Below are 21,361 nucleotides of genomic sequence, written 5' to 3'. Positions count from 1 at the left end.
TTTCCCTAAAAGGGCAACTCATCAAATAACGGGATGGACCCGACCCCGCCTACTATCATTTCAGAAGGGTTTCTCAGAAGTGCGTTTCATTTTGAAGTTCACACCAGGCTTTCACCATTTCCTAGTTCGCTTTAGTTCCCTGTCAAAATTACTCTCTTCCTCATTGATTTACCAAGATTTAGTTAAAAGATATTATACACGTCTTTCAAACAAAATCAAGGGGTTTTAATGGAAAAAAAGAAGCGACCCATCCAGTCACTTCTTCTATTATGATTCATCAGAAGAGAACATATAATTTTTATGATAAAACCTCATGCTGAAAACAAGCCCTATAGCTAACATATTTCCCATCAGGGAACTTCCTCCGTAACTGATAAATGGCAATGGAATACCTGTAATCGGCAGTACCTGTATGGTCATCCCAATATTTTGAAAGACGTGGAATGTTATCATGCTGATGACCCCAGCACATACATACGCATTAAATGGTTCTTTCGTATCAAGAGAGGTCTTGGTTAAGTGGTAAATAAGCAGAAAAAATAGGCTGATGACAACACTTGCCCCAATAAAACCGTATTCTTCTCCAATTACACTAAATACAAAATCGGTATGATTCTCTGGTATATACACTTCTCTGTCTTGAAACCCTTTACCGAAAATTTGTCCTGATCCAATCGCTTTTAATGAGTTAACTAAGTGATAACCTTCTAACTCTTTGTAGTTATATGGATCAAGCCAAGAGTAAATCCGTCCAAATTGATACTGCTTCACACCTAAGTATTTCTCTAAAAATTCTGGAGCCCAAATAACTAATGATAAAATGGTTCCGCCTAATAGGGCAATACCGCTATAGATAGGAACGATAATCTTCCAAGTAATCCCTGATACAAGAATCATCCCTGTCATGATCGCAATGATAACAAGTCCTGTTCCTAAATCAGGTTGAAGCATGATAAATGCAAGCGGAAGGAAGGTAATTCCCCCGATCTTAAGTAAAAGCTGAAAATCTGTTTGTAATGTCTTTCTGACGGTTACTTCATGATGAATAGAGATCACTCTTCCTAATGTGAGAATCAGGAAAGTTTTCATAAACTCTGAAGGCTGGAGAGCACCTAGTGGTCCTAATTCAAACCAGCTTTTTGCCCCGTTCTTTTCAGGGGCAATACTCTCAGGTGCTAAGAAAAGTAAAATTAATAGCAGCATACCAAAACCATAGGCATACCAAGCTAAACGCTTATATTGTTCAGGATCAAATAATAAGGCAAATCCAATAATACAAAAACCAACAACATACCAAAAGGCTTGTTTAAAGACAAAGTTGATTTCCCCATATTGTCCAGAGGTTTGGGCGCTGCTTATTGCGATAGAACTTACGATAAAAAATAAAAACAATAAGAAAGCCAAACCCCAGTCAAATTTATCTGCAAATTTTTGACGGGTCTCCATAATATTTCACCTAGTTTTCTCTTTATATATTAAAAAGTTGTTTTCGCAAACTTTATTGCTATTAGCCGATAATCAATTTCCTGTGTAGCTTATGTCAGAAGGGAGAGGTCAGAATCGAAGATATTTTATGATGACCAATCTTCATAGTTAAAAAAGATCTTACTCATAAATCCCAATCATTACTATGCTAACAAAATTCATTTTTTTCCACAATGAACCTATACACCCATTGATTATAGCAAAAAGGCTAACAAAATGGACAGTAATATCCCATTTCGTTAGCCTTTCCTTTATTAACAATATTTAGGAAGCCGCTTCTGGCTTCGTAATTTGCGGGGGGTTAGCATGGTTTTCAATAAGTTGTTTCCGTTTTCTTACTTCAATATATTTGATTTGGTGATCTTCCATAATTTTTACCTTAAACTCGAATGAACCATAGGAGAGGGTATCCCCTTGTTTGGCTTCATAGTTTTCGGTTAAAACCCAACCACCAATTGTATCAATATCTTCATCATTTATATTAATGCCAAGTAGGTCATTAACTTCAGAAACAAGAACTTTTCCGTCAATGATAAAATGGTCCTCTTTTACCTTTCGCACTAACGGAACTTCATCCATATCGAATTCATCCCGGATTTCCCCGACGATTTCTTCGATAATATCTTCTACGGTCACGAGTCCTGATGTACCGCCATATTCATCCATCAGAATCGACATATGAATTCGTTCTCTCTGCATTTTTAAGAGTAATTCGTGTATCGGGATTGTATCTATTACTCTGATAATAGGGCGAACATATCCTTCAATGGTTTTCTCAGGGATCTCTTTTTGAATAAGGTCCGTAAAGATTTCTTTGACATTAATTAATCCGATGATATGATCTTTATCACCATCAATAACAGGATAACGTGTATATTTCTCGACTTTAGCTATATTAAGAAATTCTTCGAGGTTGTCATCTTTTGAAAAAGAGATAATTTCAGTTCTTGGAACCATAATTTCTTTTGCGATTCGATTGTCAAACTCGAAAATTTTATTTACATATTTAAATTCAGATTGGTTAATCTCACCACTTTTATAGCTTTCTGATAAAATAATTCGTAATTCTTCTTCAGAGTGAGCTAATTCATGTTCGGATACGGCTTTGAGTCCGAAAAATCTTGTAATGATCCGGGCCGAGCCATTTAATGTCCATATAAAAGGGAACATGATTTTATAAAACAAAATAAGTGGCTTAGAGAATAAGAGGGTGATCGCCTCTGCTTTTTGAATCGCTAGTGTTTTCGGAGCTAGCTCACCGATGACGACATGTAAAAAGGTAATAACCGTAAAGGCAATACCAATGGAGATTGCGTGGGATAATGAAGCAGATATCCCTAATTCATCGAATAAAGGATGTAATAGATCAGCGATAGCAGGCTCCCCTAACCACCCTAAACCAAGGGCTGTAAGAGTAATCCCGAGTTGACAGGCTGAAAGGTACTCATCCAAGTTGGTAATCACTTTCTTCGCTGAAATAGCATTCCGATTTCCTTCCTCAAGTAATTGATCGATTCGAGAACTACGAATTTTCACAATAGCAAATTCAGAAGCAACAAAGAATGCTGTTAAAGCAATTAATAAAGCGACAAGCACCAAACTAAATATGTCCAATAAGTTTCCTTGACCCGCAATGCGAGTAAGGAGTCACCTCCTGTGGGTTTGAAAAATATTTTTATCTTAAAACTATTAATATAGTTTAGATAATTATAAGGAAAATGTAACCTGTCAGTCAAACCATCAAACTTAATTAAATTTATCATATTTTATTCGTTTCTACTGTAAAATATGTGGACTATTGGTTGATTTTTCATAAATAGAATCATTACCTAATCAAGCCATTCTCTATGCTTAATAACTTGTATCGCATTAGATGTGAAACAAGAATTTTTTAATAGAATAGCCCATCCATGAATCGGATGGGCTATGGTTGAAGTTCTAATAGTATTTCTACAGATTAACATGTGCATAAATTTTGGGATCTCGTACATTTGCTCAAAATTTTAGTGCATAAAAATCTAAAAAGTTGTGCATTTTCAAATCAGGACAAGGAAACTGATCCAATAGTTGAAAATTGACTTATTAGACAGCCACAAATCTCCTAGTAGAACAGGAAAATGTCTTTCATATCTTTCCGTAAGGTATTTCTATGAATGGATTAATGAAAAACTAGCGAATAAATCTGCAATTTAACTTGTGTTTTACTGTTTTTCACCTATCATGTGAACCCATTAGTATCCATATGAGGGTCTTATGCAGTGGTTCAGGGATTCCCAGTCCCAAATGATGTCATTCCTTCTTAACTTCAACATACATAATATGGTGACCTTCCATTTCTTTGGCCGTAAATGCGAAGCCTTCTGAAGCGATTGTATCACCTTGGGTTAGGTCGTATTTTTGTGTGAGCATCCAGCCGCCAATTGTATCAACATCTTCATCAGAAAGGTTGGTTCCGAGAAGGTCGTTTGTTTGTCCAATAAGTAATTTTGCATCAATGACAAAATGATCTTCTGCTAACTTTTGAACGAGCGGGAGCTCATCAATGTCAAATTCGTCCCGGATTTCACCGACGATTTCCTCTAAAATGTCTTCTACTGTTACAATTCCTGCTGTCCCGCCATATTCATCGATCAGTACAGCCATGTGCATTCGTTCCTTCTGCATTTTCAGTAGTAAATCATGGATGGGAATGGTCTCGATTACACGAATAATGGGCTTAATATAATGGTTTAGTGGTTCCTCCTCTGGACAATGATTCCTTAAACAATCTGTCAAAATTTCTTTAATGTTAATGACACCCTCGATGGAATCTTTGTTTCCGTTTGTTACTGGGTAACGTGTGTAGCCTTCCGTTTTTACTGCATCTAAAATGACCTTTAGAGAAGTATCTTTTTCGAGACTAACTATTTCCATCCGAGGAACCATGATTTCCTTAGCAACCCGATTATCGAATTCAAAAATCTTATTAACATATTTAAACTCTGACTGATTAATTTCCCCGCTCTCATAGCTTTCTGAGAGGATAATTCGTAATTCTTCCTCGGAGTGTGCCACTTCATGCTCTGACACACTTTTGATCCCGAACAAGCTGGTTATTGCACGTGCCGACCCGTTAAGCGCCCAGATGGCAGGGTACATAATTCGATAAAACCAGATTAAAGGTTTTGCTGTAAGTAAGGAAATAGCCTCTGCTTTTTGGATTGCAAATGTTTTCGGCGCAAGTTCCCCGATGACTACATGTAAGAATGTAATCACAGTAAAGGCAATGATAAAAGCAATAATATGAGATGCAGAGGTAGGAATATCTAAGGTATCAAAAATAGGATTCAATAGAACAACAATAGTAGGTTCCCCTAACCATCCAAGTCCTAAAGCTGTAATGGTGATGCCCAACTGACAGGCAGATAGATATCCATCAAGGTTACTAATGACTTTTTGAGCTGCTAAGGCTTTTTGATTTCCTTCTGATACTAATTGGTCAATCCTTGATCCTCTTATTTTAACAATCGCAAATTCAGAGGCAACAAAAAAAGCAGTTAAGGCAATTAAAAGAACGACAAGGAATAATTTCAATGTAATCAATGGCATTAGGCATAAGTGATTCATTCACAAGAATGAACAAAAAGCCCTTAGTCACCTCCCGTCCATAGAAATCTTTTTGTTATGTTTCCCTAATCTTCATGAAGTAATCGTTATTGCATAAGATGATGAATGAAATAGGAGGCAATACCGAAATAGGTCAGTAATGAAAGGATGTCATTAATCGTTGTAATCAATGGTCCTGATGCCACTGCAGGATCGATATTTAGTTTATAAAGAATTAACGGAATAATCGTTCCAGCCATCGTTCCAATAATTAATGTGATAAAAAGGGAGGCACCTACAACAAAACCAAGGACGGTACTGCCTTGCCACACATAAGCAATCATACTGATTAAGAGAGCACAGGTAATCCCAATGATGATTGCAACTGCGAATTCACGACTGATTAAACGAATCACGGTTTTCATATCGATGTCTTTTGAAGCCAAGCCTCTTACGACAACTGCCAGTGACTGTGTTCCTGTATTCCCAGTCATACCTGCAATCATGGGCATAAAGAATGCGAGGGCTACCACTTTAGATAAGGTATCTTCAAAGGAAGAAATAATACTTCCTGAAACAAGTCCGATAAATAGTAATAATACAAGCCAAGGGAGTCGACGATAGGCTGCGATAAGGGGCTTCGTTTCAAAATCAATACTTTTACCAGAAGCCGATAGCTTCTCAATATCCTCATTCGCTTCTTGAATAACGACATCAATTATGTCATCCACTGTAATGATTCCTTTTAAAATTCCATCATCATTGACTACAGGAATGGCTAGAAAATCATAACGTTCAATCATACGTGCGACTTCTTCTTGGTCCGTTAGAAGTGGTACAGAAATGACTCGTTCAAACATAATGTTCTTTATCGTATCGTTCATATCGGCTAAAAGTAAGTCGCGATAAGAGACAACCCCCACAAGTTTTCGATTTTCATCAATTACATATAAATAGTTAATCGTTTCGGCGAACTCTGCGAATGACTTTAACTTGTCTACAGCTTCACGAACATTATAATAATGTCGGATCCAAACAAAACGATTGGTCATTAATCGACCAGCAGTCTCCGAAGGGTAGGTCATCATATCTTGAACAATAGAAGATTCCTCTTTTTTCATTCCTGACAAAAATTGCTTTATTTTCTCAGGTGACATTTGGTCTAATAATGAGGCAATATCATCATTATCCATATCATCGAGTACTTTCCCGGACTTTTCCTTCCCCAATTTTTGGAGAGCGCTGATTTGATCATCTTGTGAGAGTTCCTGAATCATATCAGCCAATATCGGGATACTTAATTGAAGTAAGTATTTTAGTTTGTAATCTTCAGGTAGATTTGTATAAATAATGGCCATATCATAGGGGTGCAATTGACCTAAGATTGTTTGAAGCTCCGTCTTATTTCCTTCTTTTAAATTTTTTTGGATGAGAGTTGAAATTTGTTCTTCTGTTAAAGAAGTGATCATCTGCAGTCCTCCCTATTTTTCTTTCTTAAATATTCCTATTATAGCCGATAATAAATTTTAAAAAATACTTAATTTTTTTACTTATTTTGCCTACTTTTGATAAAATGACTCTATATATCCTTTTGTTATTTGTTACGGTTGGAGGTAGGGGAATGAAGCAGAATGGAGAAATCCGAAATATTATCTATATTCATGAGAATGCTGACAAGAAGTATGTCTTGTCATATGGGATTGAGTTCTTTGAGTTCGCAAAAAACTTACCATTTAAGCTAAATAATTTGTTATTACTGAATCACCAGTATGACCATGGGTCTTTTAATATGCATACATTATTAGAATTTGTCGAATCGGAAAAGATTCAGAAGCTTGCACATGATGATATTTATGGATACGGGGATTTTTGTTGGATTGATTTCGAAGAAGAAGCAGGGGTTGATGAACTTGAAGGTCAAGAAATTGCCGAACTTCTTTATTTAGGCCATACCAAACAACATCTCCAACCTCCTTTTTATTCTAAACTAAACAATCAGTTCGCTTATTTAGCACATGACGATGGATGGTTCAATAAGACCTATTATCGTAATCTTAATGATTTTTATTCTATGCTCGGGTCCACGGTATCCTATAAACTAAGTCATTTAAAAGGGCAAAAGCTCTTTTTTGGCTTAAAGAAAGGGAAAAACTATCCTTTCATTTCCAAAGAAGTACTATACTCTTTCAAGGATAAAATGAAAGAAGGAATGGTTATCTCGATCGAAAAAAGTATACAAAGTAGAGGAAAGCTTGAAATTCCAATTTGGGTAATGGGCGACTACTTAAATATGGATGCCATGTATGAAGATTATGAGGCAGTGATGAAAACTCCAGCAGATGGATTTCTGGTATTTGATCGGAAAACAAATGAATGGAGTGCTTTAGTAAAGTAGGTGGGAAAGGGAATAGGTGAATGACGGAACTATTATTTAAACAGAATCTTATACAGGCAATCTTCCTCAGACGAGTAAATCGATTCATTCTTGAGTGTGAGCTATCCTCTGGCGAAATCGTAGAGGTTCATTTGGCTGACCCTGGTCGATTGAAAGAAATTCTACTGCCAAATGTGGAGATATGGTTAGAGAAAGCAACTAATCCAAATAGAAAAACAAAGTGGACAGCTGTTATGTGTCGGGTGCCCGGAGAAGAAGGGTATGTCTCATTGAATACATTGTACCCTAACCAGTTGGTTATGAAGGCATTTCAAATGAATGCATTAAGTGAGTTTGATCAATGGGTATATGAACGGGCAGAGTTCAAAGTGGGGGCATCGAGGTTTGACTTTTTGTTACGAGAGAAAAACGGAACTCGCAAGATGCTGGTTGAAGTGAAAAGTGTAACAATGGTCGAAGATGGGGTAGCCTTATTTCCTGATGCGGTGACGGCAAGAGGAACTCGCCATTTGTCAGAACTACAGAACCTTCAAAAGGAAAATGTTTACGAGACAAGTGTCCTATTCATCGTCCAAAGAAACGATGCAAGGAAGATCCTCCCTGCCTCACATATTGACCCGCAATTTTCAAAGGCTATGAAGGACGCTGCTCATGAAGGCGTGTCATTTTACGGACGCTCCTGTAAAATCAACCCCAACGGAATAACCCTAAGAAAAGCAATACCGGTCTACCCGTTAACACACTAAAGCACTGCGGGACGGTCCTCGAATGGTTTAATGCGGTAAAGCACTGCGGGACGGTTCTCGATTGCTTTAAAGCGTTAGAGAATCGTCCCTTTTTACTTGTATTTTGCTATGTACCTACGATTAAGGAGGTTTTTAAGCTTCCATTGCCATTTTCCGTAAGAAGAATATCTACCGTATGTAAGGAGTCCTTTTTTACCGCCTGTAGACATAATCGAAAAGCGATAAGTTCTTGGCTTATATGGAGTAAGAGATTTGCCTCCGATAAGATGATGAATATTTTCCCATAGAAATGGTCCTTGTTTTATTCCATGTCCTTTAGACGTTTCAGAACCTTTCTTAATAGAGGTGCAACTCCCCACACCAAAAACATTTTCTTTTGAGACGCTTTGAAGGGTTGGGTGTGTAAGTAGAAACCCTTTGTCATCGACTTTTAAGGGACTACTTTGAAATATTTTTGGAGCACTTGGTTCACCTATATCGATAAGATGACTAAACGGGATCCTCCGACCATCTTCTGTATAGATAAACGCATCATCAATACTCTTAGGCTTAGATGCGATCAATGAACCTGATTTTTCCTGTACCAACATAGACATTTTTTCAAAACCAATAGAGCGAGCCTCTAATGGAGCTGAGTGAATAATAGTCACATTTGGCTTCTCTTTTTGCTGGTTCTTTTTCCAAGCTAGTAGGGAAAGCCCAAATTCTAATCCCTTAAATCCATTCCCGATTATGACTGGATTTTCCCCTTCTCGTATTACATCGATTTTCTCGGGAACCAAGTGACTCAGTCTAGTTCTTTCGTTATTTTGATCTAATCCATCAACGAAATCTGTGGTGTTTTTTGACCCGATATTAAATGAGATAATATCATATCTTTGAATATGCCCCTGATCCGTCAGAATGACCTGCTGATGCGGATCAATCGAAAGAACAGTTCCTTGCACAAAAGAAACTTTCGACCTCTCACAAAGCTGTTCAAGATTAACTCTACAATCCTCATCAGAATAAATTCCTTCTGTATATCCAGCGAACATATCAGAATAGTATTGGTACTTTGAATTGGAGACTAACACCCAATTCATGTCGGAGTGTCTTTCTTTTTGCAATTGCTTTAAACAATAAAGATGGGAGTGACCGCCCCCAACAAGAACAACTGTTTTCATACAAAACCTCTTCTGTCCATTTTTCATCAGCGTATCACAAATCAAGCTATAAGAAAAAAGCTAAGCCCAAGCCGCGGATAAAGCTTCCCATTCTTCTCTTAATACGCCCATTCTGATGGAATCATAATACTCTCCGTTATAGTATCGGCATTTTCGCATCCGACCTTCTAATTGCATGCCAACCTTTTCAGCAGCTTTCATCATTCTAATATTCCCAGACCATGTTGTAATACCCACTCTTGGGATATCTAGGGTTTTAAACAGATGGTCAACCCAAAGAGAAAGAGCCTCCGTTCCATAACCGCCATTCCAATAAGAAGGGTTATAAATGCCGATCCCCGCTTCTAACCATTTCGTTGCCTTGAACTCCCAATAATAGGTAACCGTTCCGATCAGCTCGTTTCCTACAAAAATCCCTAAACGTCGAGTATCTTCCCCCTTTTCTATTTTTTCTTTTGTTTGTGAAAAGAACGTGTCAAAGTCAATTATTTTAAAAGGAAAATAGGGGGCATCCCATTTTTTCCATTGTGGATGATCTTCTCCATATGTCAGTTCCCAAAGGACTGGAATATCTTGTACATCTATTGGTTTTAATGTCACCTTATTTCCTGCTATTTTCATCATAAAGCCCCTTTGTTATTTGAATTTTCTAATTCTATTAAAACATAAAGCAGGGCCATAAGTAAGAGAGAAGTGATTGTTAAGGACGTTTGATCATTATGAGGTGTCAGGGTAGAGGTGCAGGTTTATAGACAAAAAGTGAAAGAATAAGCAATATAAAAAGAGACTACTCGTTGACGAGCAATCCCTTGGGCTAACTTACAACTTCTTTTTCAGGCTTCACTGCAAGAATCGAACAAAGTATTCCTAACGCTGGGAAAAATAAGCTAAGTAATAAGATTTCTGTATATCCACCAAACTGGTCGTAAGCAAATCCGAAAGGTAAAGGACCGAATGCAGAGCCAAGAACCATTACTGTGGCTGCCGTTCCTTTAATGCTTCCGAGAGCCGTTCTTCCAAAATAACTAGGCCATACATAATTAAGAGCAATCCGTTCAAAACCACCACTAATTCCCCACAAGACTCCGAATATAATCGCCATCCAAGGAGATTTGGTTATAAAAAGAAAAAGGGTATAAATGATTTCTCCAAGAAAAATAGCTGCGAGGATATAGTTTACTTTTACACGATCAAGAATTCTTCCTGCAATCAGAGTTACGGGAAATCCAATCAAGGCCATGAGACTTAGTACCATTGCAGCTGATCCAGCAGACAGACCATTCCATTTGAAAATAGAGATTAAATGAAAGGTGAGTCCTGTATTGATTAGTGCTGGGATACTGACACAAAACAAGATGAGCCAGAAGGATTTTGTCCGTATAGCTTCTTGGTATGTCCAGTTAACTTCTAAACCCTCTACTTCCTCTTGAACTTCTCCATCCTGCGAGTGTCTTACCTCTCTTCCGTCAGGCAATAATCCAACATCTTCTGGTTTATTTCTAACAAAGATGAGAGCAAGAGGTGTAAAAACAAGCAGGATAATTATGCCCCAGAACTTCCAAGAAAAGCTCCAGCCATATTGAGTAACTAGCCATGTATTTAAAGGGGGGAATAGAGCAGAACTTGCAAATCCTCCAATAGCCATATAACTCAACGCTTTTCCGCGATTCGTAATAAACCACTGGGGAACAAGAGTGTTTGGAATAAGGGTCATTGAACCTTGACCAAGCAATCTTATGAGAAAAAAACCTACAAAGAGCATAATCATATTCATAACAAAGCTGTTCCACAAACATGCTAACACTAATCCTATAGACACAATTACCATCATTCTTCGCTGACCAAAACGATCAATAAACCTGCCTACAAAGAACATACAAAGACCAGACAGTAATGTTGCAGCGGAGTAAATGGTTGAAACCTCTGAGCGACTCCAACCGAATTCATTTATGTAGGAATCGATAAAAACAGAAACGGAATAGGTCTGCCCAGGTCCAGAGAAAAAAACACTCAGGGCAGCGATCGCCACAACCATCCATCCATAATAAAATTTTGTCATAATGGGTGCATTCGCATTAAGGTTCATTACTATCCCTCCAGTTACAATGCTACCAAATTCTGTTTTGAAATTATATAAATAAAAATTCGTGAGTCGAAAGTTTCGCAATGTGTTTTTTGTTTTCCGAATACTTAAACTTTAAAAAATGTACATTTTGTTAACATAAGTAGATTATGAGAGTATTTAATAGTTTTAAAGAGATATTATATGAAAATAGCGCTTACAATGATGGTTGTGTGATTTTCGAAAAATAGGTATGATAACTCATGTTTTGGACGGTATCTTTTCTGCGGGAAAAGAAATAAAAAAATGAATGAAAGAGGTGCAATGATTGATTCAAAACATTAAAAATGAATGGTTTGGCAATGTAAGAGGGGATATTCTAGCGGGAATCGTCGTAGCGCTAGCACTTATTCCTGAGGCAATTGCCTTCTCAATTATCGCAGGTGTAGATCCAATGGTGGGTCTTTATGCTTCTTTTTGTATTGCGGTTGTTATTGCTTTTGTCGGTGGACGCCCGGCAATGATTTCTGCTGCCACTGGAGCAATGGCATTACTCATGGTGACTTTAGTAGCAGAACACGGTCTTCAATATTTATTTGCCGTAACGATTCTTACAGGAGTTTTACAAATCCTTTTTGGAGTATTTAAACTAGCTAGGTTCATGAAGTTTATTCCCAGGTCTGTTATGGTTGGATTCGTAAACGCATTAGCGATTTTGATTTTTATGGCGCAATTAGAACAATTTGTAGGTGCGACATGGGTGATGTACGCTCTTGTTGCAGGAGCTTTAGCCATTATTTATTTATTTCCTAGAATAACAAAAGCAGTTCCATCACCACTTGTGGCAATCATTATTATTTCCATCGTGGCGATCACTACGAATGCTGGTGTAAAGACGGTAGGAGATATGGGAGAACTATCTAGTTCTTTACCGAGTTTCTTTATTCCTGATGTACCATTAAATTTTGAAACGTTATCGATTATTTTTCCTTATGCATTAGCATTATCGATAGTCGGATTACTTGAGTCGCTTTTAACTTCTTCGATTGTTGATGATATGACAGATACAGCAAGCGATAAGAATAAAGAGTCACGAGGACAAGGTATTGCGAATATCGTTTCAGGTTTATTCGGCGGGATGGCTGGATGTGCCATGATTGGACAATCGGTCATAAATGTTAAGTCTGGGGGAAGAGGGCGTCTTTCCACGTTGGTAGCAGGGCTATTTCTTATGTTCCTAATTCTCGTTTTAGGGGACTTGGTTGTTCAAATTCCAATGGCAGCTTTAGTTGGAGTTATGATCATGGTTTCCATTGGTACGTTCGATTGGGGCTCTTTAAAAGCATTGAAGCATGCCCCTGTTTCCGATTCCCTTGTTATGCTTGTAACGGTAGTAACAGTTGTTGTAACACATGATCTTTCAAAAGGTGTGTTTGCTGGAATTATTTTGAGTGCATTATTCTTCGCTGCAAAAATTTCAAAGGTGCACGTAACGTCCACCCTGGATCAAACGGCGGAAAAACGCGTGTATTATGTTACAGGACAATTATTCTTTGCTTCTGTAACAGAATTCATGGAAGCATTTGATTATAATGAAGATGTTCGATTTATTGAAATTGATTTATCAAAAGCGCATGTTTGGGATGATTCAGGAGTTAATGCTATTGACCGTATCGTGCTAAAACTTCGTGCAAATGGGGCGGTTGTCAATCTAAAAGGAGTAAACGAAGAAAGTACACTCCTCATTGACAAACTTGCCGTTCATAATAAAGAAGGTGCAAAACTTTCAGGCCATTAATTTGTATAAATATAAGGTCCGTCCCTGGTCGCGTTAACGCGGTAAAGGGGCGGGCTTTTTGTTTTATAAGAATTCCTGAAAGTACTATGTATTGATAACGTTGAAATTTTTGTCTTAACCCAGCTCCAGCACTAAACCCTTGAAGTCAAACTAGCCCCAAATATTTACACTACTTGATTTACCTTATTTACTTGAAAAGGAGAAGGTGTTTGCGCATTTCCTATGAAGGGTCATTCCAAATAAAAAATACTGCTCCTATTCTTTGATTTGTTAACACTAAGTTAACTAAACATTAAAGGGAAATTAATATGGATCCATTATTATAAAGAGTATAAGCCACATAAAAACAAGTAATACCAATTAATTTCACTTTCAAGGAGGAAAACGTGTTGAAAAAAAGGACAAGAATGGGAGCAATATTGGTTGCATTAAGCATTGGTTTTACAACTAGCTTTACAAATGTTCAGGCTTTCTCAGAAGAATCAAATATTGAAAAACATAATAGAAAGCCAGAGTTAGTTTTTCCTGTTATTAGTGACGTTCATATTGATAATAGTTCAGATGCAGATGTGAAAAAATTTCAATCCGCTATGGATCAATTGAACAAAGTGGCTCCAGAACAAGATGCATTTGTCGTTGTAGGGGATTTAACTGATTACGGGTATAAATCTGAGTATGAGCGGTTTTTCTCAATTTATGATGAATCGAAAAAAGATGAAGCTGAATCTATGTTTACCATGGGGAACCATGATTATTGGAATGGCCTTTCGGTGAGTGCTGCCCAAGACCGTTTTCTTGAAGAAACGGGAATGGAATCCATCTATTATCACAAAGAGGTTGGTGGCTACCATTTTATTTCCCTCAGTCCAGAGAGTGGAACAACACATGGGTTGTATTCAGTAGATCAAATTAAATGGTTAGGTGAACAATTAAAAGCGGCGGAAAAGGATAATCCTGGTGAACCGATCTTTGTTTTTCTTCATCAGCATATAAAAGATACAGTTTATGGAAGTCATCTATGGGGGACAGAGGAAAACAAAGAGTTATTATATGATACATTAAAGAATTATCCTCAAGTCATTACGTTCTCTGGACATTCCCATTACCCATTGGAGGATCCTAGAACCATTCATCAAAAAGATTTTACATCCATAGGTACATCTTCTGTTAGCTATTTAGAATTGGAGCCAGGAAAACTTCAAGGTGCCCATCCTCCTAAAAACGGCAACATTAGCCAAGGGCTAGTTGTTGAAGTGTATAAAAATAAAGTAGTTGTTAAAAGAAGAGATTTTCATAAAGATGACTGGGCAGGCGAACCATGGGTGATAAAGCATCCTGCAAAATCAAAAAAGTTTAAGTATACTGAAGACCGTGATGACAAGAATCCAACTTTCCGAAAAAAGGATAGAGCAACCATAGTAGAAAACCAAACCACATTAAACAGTCTAACGGTAGAGTTTCCTCAAGCAAAGGATAATTTACTAGTCCATTCTTATGAAATTAATGCTAAGGATCTAGAAACGGGACAGGTCGAGAAAAGTGTAACAGCCTTTTCAGAGTTCTATTATGATCCGATGCCGAAAACACTTCGTTTTCCTATTAGTGGACTACAACCAGGGAAAACCTATGAGGTTGAGGTCATAGCGAAAGATTCGTTTGGAAATTCGAGTAAACGAACATTAATAGGGAAAGGAACGACGAAGGCTTTAGAGATGGTTTCTGCACAAGCAACTCCTTCCTTTTTACAGAACGGCGATTCCACAATGCTGAATATAGCATTAAAAAATCACGGTAAAAAAGAAACAGAAGGAAAGGTAATAGTAGATGCTCCGGAAGGCTGGGTGCTGAGTAAAGAAGAAATTCCATACACTTTAGCTGGTGGTGAAGAGACGACTCTTTCCGTTAATGCAACACCTTCAGAAGAGTTGAATGGTGAATCGCCGATAAATGTAAAGGTATATGAAAAAGAAACATTGGTTGATGCAAAAACCGTTCAAGTATTAGTAAATATGACTTTTGGAGAAAATTTCAATCCCTTACAATCCTTGTTAAAACCAGCAACAGATGAAAATATTCCAAGTTCAATCCTTGGCTATACCCATACTGCCCCTAATGGGTGGACTGTTACAAACAGTACTGATATGCCTATAGGGACAACAGAATGGCAAGGCTGGAGTTTCACAACGAAAGAATTTTGGACAAGTGCGGATGGTCAAAACCGTGGAGACTTTTCTCTTGGAGAAGGTGTGATCGCTGTGGCAGACCCGGATGAATGGGATGACAAAAATTCGCCGGCTTCCAAAGGATTTTTCGATAGTACCTTAACTTCACCTGCTATTAGCATTGAGGGTAAATCAGAAATGTTTATTGGGTTTGCCTCACATTATAAGCAAGAAGGAATTCAAAAGGCAGAAGTGACCGCTACCTTTAATACGGGAGATGAGAAACGAGTTCTACTCTATAGTAACGACAATTCTTCTGATAATAGTGGGCAGCATACCCTTAATAAGTATGAAACTCGTGCAATACAAGTACCTAAAGGAGCTACTACAATGCAGCTTCATTGGAGAATGTTCGATGCAAAGAATAATTGGTATTGGGCGATTGATGATATTAGGCTAGATGATCAAGCTATTAAAGCTCCTAACTAATTAGTTGTTAAGTAGGCTGTCCCCATCATAAGTTCAGGTAACACAATTTCTATAAAAGGGGTCCGGAACCACTATGATTGTCCATATTTAGAAGATGTCCCTGAGAATTTCTTCTACATATTGAAGTTGTGGTTCCTGACACTTGGGTTTATAGAAATCCTTTTAATAAACCATGCGTTTCCGGGCTGATTGGGGCAGTCACTTTTACTTACCTAATGAAACGAATTAGAAAATGCGAGGAAACAAGGATATGAAGAAACGACATCTATTAATATTAAAAGAGTTAGAGATTCGGAACAAAGTGCTGGTTACCGAGATGGCCCAAAAATTAAACGTTACACCTGAAACAATTAGAAAAGATTTTGGAATTTTAGCCATGAAAGGCAGTTTAAAACGATTTCATGGTGGAGCCGTTAGAGCGAATGAATTTGTAATGGAATCAAAATTTGAAAAGAAAATAACTACGTATTATTTAGAGAAAGAGAGAGTGGGGAAAAAAGCGGCATCATATATTAAAGATGGTGATTGTGTTGCGATAGGAATGGGTACGACCACATTGCATGTCGCAAGAAATATAAAGGCAAGGAATGTTACTGTAATTACCAATTCATTGGCAGTAGCAAATTTATTAACCGAACTTTCTGATGTAAAAAGGTTTGATGGGGAGGTTATTCTTCTAGGAGGAGCGATCAATTCCCATCTTCAAACAGTGTCTGGTCCTTGGACCATTCATAACCTAAGTCATTGTCAATTCGATCTTTCTTTTGTATCGTGTGGAGGGATTACAAAGGATGGAGTATATGATTTTCATAATGATGAGTCATCTGCTTCTTCGCTTATGACTCAAAATTCTAACGACGCATTTCTTCTTTTTGACTCTTCTAAAATAGGGGTGGAAACAAATGTTTCGATGTGTTCAATCTCTTCTTTTCAGTACATGATTTCAAACAGAACCATTCCAAATGAGTTTTTATCGAATCAAAATTTTAACAATATTCAATGGATTGAGGGATAAATATGTTGTGTGACTACCATGTACATTTGGAGGAAGGGCCTTATTCCATGAAATGGTTGGAAAGAACGTTAAGGTCTTATGAAACGGCGAAAAAATCTAATCATCGACTGAATCATACGAAAGAATGGCTTACGCACACAATGGATCTACTATCAGAAAGACTGATTAAAGGGGCTTATGATCAGGAATGGATCGACCTTTACCTGCAAGAAGCGTTAAAAAAAGGAATAAAAGAAGTAGGTATAGTAGAGCATTTATATCGCTTCAAGGAAACTAGGAATTATTTTGAAGGAAACATGAGGCTGGATGGATCAGATATTGGTCAATTACAGAGTAAATGGCTAAATCAGGTTATGACTGAGAACATGGAAGAATTTCTTGTAGCAATAGAGAAAGCAAAAAAGCGGTGGCAAAACTATGGTGTTACGTTAAGAGTAGGAATTGAAGCGGACTATTTTGAGGGAGCAGAGGGTGAATTACATCAGCTATTAGGTCCAATAGAATGCGATTTTATAAATGGCTCTATTCATTTTATAGATGGATGGGGATTTGATAATCCACAAACACAAGCTCATTTTCAAGAGTATGTTCTAGAGGATTTATACGTTAAGTTTTTCAGTGTTGTACAGAAGGGGATTGAAAGCGGGCTATTTGATTATATGTCGCATCTTGATAATATAAAGGTGTTTAATCATATTCCAAAAGTTGAGTCTTTACTTCCTTTTTATCATATAATTGCAGAGTGTTTAATCCAACATAATGTCGCCACTGAAGTAAATTCAGGGCTTTACTATCGTTTCCCAGTCAAAGAAAAATGTCCAGGTAGAACATTTATGTCTATTTTAGCTTCTCATGGTGTACCGTTCACTGTATCCTCAGATGCTCACTTTCCTGAAGATTTAGGCGCATATGTTGATCAAAGTATTCGTGACCTCTTAAACTCAGGAGTGACCGAGATTGCAACTTTTAATCAAAGGAAACGAATCATGAAACCTCTTCAGATATCCGTCCTCAATTAAGGTCAATAAAAGATCGATAATAAAATCAGTGTCTTGGATTTTCAGTATCGAGTAAAAAGATGAAAAAGTCTATCCATGTCCGTCTCCTTATGCCTAGCTTTATTTTGTGTATTGTCAAGCCATGATTGAAGGGAGAAAGCAACCTCCCTTCATAATTTGGTTTATTTGCAGAGGCTAGCGTTTTTTAATATAGATATTTGTGAAGGTTTGAGCAAATGAGTTTCGTCATAGGCTGATTTCAGATAGAATAATGATAATAAAGGAGATAAAGGGTGGCGAAGATGGAGAAAATCTTGTTGGCATCTGACGGATCACAGCATTCGCGAAAGGCAGCAGAACATGCTGTGAAGATATTGAAGGGTCAAAAGAGTTACACCTTGAATGTTGTCCATGTTGTAGATTATGAGGCTTCAAAACACGATGCTTGGTTGGGGATTGATCCTAATCAATTACAACGAGAACGTGATAAAAAGCTAAGTCCAGTCTCTATAATACTAGATGAGAACGACATCGAATATGTAGTCGAAATCCTAAAAGGAGACCCGGCAGAAGAGATTATCTCGAAAGCTCAGGAAGCTAATGCAGACCTTATTGTAATGGGAAGCAGAGGGCTAAACGCCATACAAGAGCTTGTATTAGGCAGTGTCAGTCATAAAGTCGTCCAGAAAGCAGATCGCCCAGTCTTAGTCGTAAAATAAAAAAAGGGGACGGTTCTCGATCGCGTTAATACGTTAACGCACTCGAGAACCGTCCCTGGGTGCTTTAAAGTGGTAAAGGTTCGTTAGCTTGCTTGTTGTTGGGTTTGTTTGGTTGGTTTTTTGTCTTTTTTCATTAGTTTGTCTGTCAGGGCAGTGATGGCTCCGTCTCCGGTTACGTTACATGCTGTTCCGAAGCTGTCTTGTGCCAAATATAATGCAATCATTAATGAAACCATAGTTGAGTTGAATCCAAGCATCGATTCAAGTAGCCCTAAAGCAGCCATAACTGCTCCACCAGGAACGCCTGGAGCGGCGATCATTGTTACACCTAACATAAGAATGAACGGAAGTATGGTCCCTAATGTTGCAGTTTCCCCTTGAATCACCATAACCGCCATAGCACAACTTACGATTGTAATCGTACTTCCTGATAAGTGAATCGTGGCTAGTAATGGAACAGAAAAGTCCGCAATTTTTTCTCGTACCCCCATTTTTTTCGTTTGTTCCAATGTAACAGGTATAGTAGAGGCAGAAGACTGTGTTCCTAGTGCCGTGAAATAAGCAGGGAACATGTTTTTAATCATATTAAATGGGTTTTGTTTTCGTGCTGAACCCGCAATTGTATATTGAATCATAAGATATAAAATATGAAGAGCAATAATCATAATAAATACTTTGGCGAAAACGGACATAATGGCTCCAACTTGTCCACCATAAGTCATGTTCGCGAATATTCCAAAAATATGAAGTGGAAGTAAAGGGATGATGATCTTCTCAATGACCTTTTCAACAATGTCCCTAAACTCATTCATGACATTTAGAAGTCGATCTCCTTTAAGAGAAGCCATACCTAACCCTAGTGTAAATGATATTAATAAAGCCGTCATAACGCCCATAACGGGAGGCATGTCCACTGTAAATAGTGCTTTTGCCAATGCCTCTTCAGGATTTTCAAAAGCTTGTGAAGTTTGATTTGCTAAAATAGTAGGATATAATCCCTTTGCAGCAAAAAACGCAAGCAATCCAGCTAAAACGGTTGAGCTATAGGCTATAAACGTTGTTAGTCCTAATAGCTTTCCAGCTCCCTTACCCATTGTTCCTATCCCAGGAGCGATAAATCCAATAATAATGAGTGGAATCGCGAATCCAAGGAAATTACCAAACAAACTGTTAAATGTTGCAAACACTTCAACTAACCAGGTTGGTGAAATGGTACCAATTGCAATCCCCAATGCAATGGCTATAAGGATTCTGGGTAGTAAACCTAGCTTTTTCATCATGATGTCCCCCTTGTATAAACAGCTGTTTACTTTACGTGGATTATACCGAGGTTTTCTTCATTTGTTAATAGAATACTAATAAGGCGGAACAATAAAATAATTACTAATATTCAGTTAGTGTATGATGGTATCAGGACAACTCACTATGATCATAGATATATAGGAGTGGGCGAGTGTCTAATTAATAATCTGAATGGTTCATTTAAAATTTTCCTTTTGAATCCTTCTTTTTCTTTTTTATGAAAGTGATAAAATAGAAACATCTAATGTTTAACTGGAGGTCTATTTTTACATGAAAACAAAACTATGTTTATTATATGGTGGTAAATCCGCTGAACATAAAGTTTCACTCCAAACAGCAAAAGCTGTTATAGGAGCACTTGATGCTGATAAATTCGATGTGTTCCCCATCTATATTTCCACAGAGGGTGAATGGATTAAAGGACCGCAATTACAAGGTCCTGTAGAGGATATTAAAGTATTGGAATACAAAGAGGGAGAAGCGATTGCCCCGAATGCATTAAGTACAACATTGTCGACTGCAAACTCGACAGGCAGTGAATCCTATGATGTCATTTTTCCATTACTTCATGGACCGAATGGTGAAGATGGAACCGTTCAAGGGATGTTAGATTTATTAAACCTTCCTTACGTTGGAAATGGGGTTCTTTCTTCTGCGGCGGGAATGGATAAAGTAATCATGAAAAACTTATTTGCCCAAGCGGGTATTCCACAAGTAGACTATGTTTGGTTTACTCGTCGTACATGGGAGAAGGAAGAAGATCAGGCATATGAAATCGCCGAGAAGGAAATTGGCTACCCTTGTTTTGTTAAGCCAGCCAATTTAGGATCTTCAGTAGGAATTAGTAAATGTACCAATCGTGAAGAACTAGCAGTGGCTTTTAAAGAAGCCTTCCAGTTTGATCGAAAAATTATTATTGAACAGGGAGTAAAAGCACGTGAAATCGAGCTGGGTGTCCTAGGAAATGATGATCCTCAATGCTCAGTTGCGGGAGAGATTGTTCCAAAGAAAGACTTCTATGACTACAAAGCGAAATATGAAGATGGTGACACGGCTTTAATTATTCCTGCTGAAATTTCAGAAGGTATTTATGAAAAAATGAAAGAAATTGCTATTGATTCGTTTAAGGCATTAGACTGTTCAGGACTTGTTCGAGCAGACTTCTTCCTTACAGAAGACGGTCAAATCTACATGAATGAAGTGAACACAATGCCTGGTTTTACGCCATTCAGCATGTTCCCTCTTCTTTGGAAGCACACAGGAGTTGAGTACCCTCAACTAATCGAAAAACTTGTCACACTAGCACTCGAGCGTCACGAAGACAAACAAAACATCAAGCACACCATGTAACAAACCTAAAGCGTGACAACACTCTTTAACACATTAAACCATTGAGGGACGGTTCTCGATCGCTTTAAAGCATTAACGCGATCGAGAAC

16 protein-coding genes and 1 other annotated feature (1 of these 17 running past the window's edge) are annotated in these 21,361 nt (G+C 37.7%); of the genes, 8 read left to right on the top strand and 8 right to left on the bottom strand.

Annotated features, from left to right (window positions below; genetic code table 11):
• Positions 1-173 (bottom strand) — a binding site (T-box leader); it reaches 42 nt to the left of the window's first position.
• A 94-nt stretch (positions 174-267) separates the two neighbouring features.
• From JOC86_RS22540 to mgtE, 4 genes are all read right to left on the bottom strand, one after another.
• On the bottom strand, positions 268-1,446 hold the full coding sequence (locus JOC86_RS22540) for an FtsW/RodA/SpoVE family cell cycle protein (protein WP_205175417.1): 1,179 nt from the start codon (positions 1,444-1,446) through the stop codon (positions 268-270).
• Between the two features lie 303 nt (positions 1,447-1,749).
• Positions 1,750-3,099 carry a hemolysin family protein gene (locus tag JOC86_RS22535; RefSeq protein WP_205175415.1) on the bottom strand — a complete coding sequence of 450 codons (1,350 nt, stop codon included), beginning with the start codon at positions 3,097-3,099 and terminating at the stop codon, positions 1,750-1,752.
• A gap of 675 nt (positions 3,100-3,774) precedes the next feature.
• Entirely contained in the window at positions 3,775-5,067 is a 1,293-nt protein-coding gene (locus JOC86_RS22530; protein ID WP_419096145.1) for a hemolysin family protein, read from the bottom strand.
• Between the two features lie 110 nt (positions 5,068-5,177).
• A complete protein-coding gene (mgtE, locus tag JOC86_RS22525) occupies positions 5,178-6,539 on the bottom strand; it encodes a magnesium transporter (protein ID WP_205175413.1) in 1,362 nt (453 codons plus the stop codon).
• 152 nt (positions 6,540-6,691) lie between these two features.
• On the opposite strand from mgtE, the gene JOC86_RS22520 reads away from it, so the two are divergent.
• Both JOC86_RS22520 and sfsA read left to right on the top strand, forming a co-directional pair.
• Positions 6,692-7,465, top strand: coding sequence for a hypothetical protein (locus JOC86_RS22520; RefSeq protein ID WP_205175411.1), 774 nt, complete (start codon positions 6,692-6,694; stop codon positions 7,463-7,465).
• A 20-nt stretch (positions 7,466-7,485) separates the two neighbouring features.
• Positions 7,486-8,211, top strand: a complete 726-nt coding sequence (gene sfsA, locus JOC86_RS22515; RefSeq protein ID WP_205175410.1) for a DNA/RNA nuclease SfsA — start codon at positions 7,486-7,488, stop codon at positions 8,209-8,211.
• A 92-nt stretch (positions 8,212-8,303) separates the two neighbouring features.
• On the opposite strand, the gene JOC86_RS22510 is transcribed toward sfsA, so the two are convergent.
• The 3 genes from JOC86_RS22510 to JOC86_RS22500 all read right to left on the bottom strand — a co-directional run bounded on the left by JOC86_RS22510 (position 8,304) and on the right by JOC86_RS22500 (position 11,463).
• Complete coding sequence (locus JOC86_RS22510; RefSeq protein WP_205175408.1) at positions 8,304-9,377, bottom strand: NAD(P)/FAD-dependent oxidoreductase; 1,074 nt, start codon at positions 9,375-9,377, stop codon at positions 8,304-8,306.
• A gap of 60 nt (positions 9,378-9,437) precedes the next feature.
• Positions 9,438-10,001 carry a GNAT family N-acetyltransferase gene (locus JOC86_RS22505; protein ID WP_419096143.1) on the bottom strand — a complete coding sequence of 188 codons (564 nt, stop codon included), beginning with the start codon at positions 9,999-10,001 and terminating at the stop codon, positions 9,438-9,440.
• Positions 10,002-10,191: 190 nt separating this feature from the next.
• Positions 10,192-11,463 (bottom strand): MFS transporter, encoded by a 1,272-nt coding sequence (locus JOC86_RS22500; RefSeq protein WP_205175404.1) that lies wholly within the window; start codon positions 11,461-11,463, stop codon positions 10,192-10,194.
• 307 nt (positions 11,464-11,770) lie between these two features.
• Between JOC86_RS22500 and JOC86_RS22495 the strand changes: the two genes are divergently transcribed.
• From JOC86_RS22495 to JOC86_RS22475, 5 genes are all read left to right on the top strand, one after another.
• Positions 11,771-13,237 (top strand): SulP family inorganic anion transporter, encoded by a 1,467-nt coding sequence (locus tag JOC86_RS22495; protein WP_205175651.1) that lies wholly within the window; start codon positions 11,771-11,773, stop codon positions 13,235-13,237.
• 389 nt (positions 13,238-13,626) lie between these two features.
• Positions 13,627-15,888 (top strand): metallophosphoesterase, encoded by a 2,262-nt coding sequence (locus tag JOC86_RS22490; RefSeq protein ID WP_205175402.1) that lies wholly within the window; start codon positions 13,627-13,629, stop codon positions 15,886-15,888.
• 250 nt (positions 15,889-16,138) lie between these two features.
• Complete coding sequence (locus JOC86_RS22485; RefSeq protein ID WP_205175399.1) at positions 16,139-16,903, top strand: DeoR/GlpR family DNA-binding transcription regulator; 765 nt, start codon at positions 16,139-16,141, stop codon at positions 16,901-16,903.
• 2 nt (positions 16,904-16,905) lie between these two features.
• The gene (locus JOC86_RS22480) at positions 16,906-17,922 is read left to right on the top strand and encodes a histidinol phosphate phosphatase domain-containing protein (protein WP_205175397.1); all 1,017 of its coding nucleotides are present in this window, start codon (positions 16,906-16,908) and stop codon (positions 17,920-17,922) included.
• 281 nt (positions 17,923-18,203) lie between these two features.
• Positions 18,204-18,620 carry a universal stress protein gene (locus JOC86_RS22475; protein WP_239587801.1) on the top strand — a complete coding sequence of 139 codons (417 nt, stop codon included), beginning with the start codon at positions 18,204-18,206 and terminating at the stop codon, positions 18,618-18,620.
• Between the two features lie 83 nt (positions 18,621-18,703).
• Here JOC86_RS22475 and JOC86_RS22470 read toward each other — a convergent pair whose 3' ends face one another.
• Positions 18,704-19,897 (bottom strand): dicarboxylate/amino acid:cation symporter, encoded by a 1,194-nt coding sequence (locus JOC86_RS22470; RefSeq protein ID WP_205175393.1) that lies wholly within the window; start codon positions 19,895-19,897, stop codon positions 18,704-18,706.
• 295 nt (positions 19,898-20,192) lie between these two features.
• On the opposite strand from JOC86_RS22470, the gene JOC86_RS22465 reads away from it, so the two are divergent.
• Positions 20,193-21,272 carry a D-alanine--D-alanine ligase gene (locus JOC86_RS22465; protein WP_205175391.1) on the top strand — a complete coding sequence of 360 codons (1,080 nt, stop codon included), beginning with the start codon at positions 20,193-20,195 and terminating at the stop codon, positions 21,270-21,272.
• Positions 21,273-21,361: the final 89 nt, after the last annotated feature.

Origin of the sequence: Rossellomorea pakistanensis (assembly GCF_016908495.1) — a bacterium.
Lineage (GTDB): Bacteria > Bacillota > Bacilli > Bacillales > Bacillaceae_B > Rossellomorea > Rossellomorea pakistanensis.
This window is presented reverse-complemented; position numbering and strand designations above follow the sequence as displayed.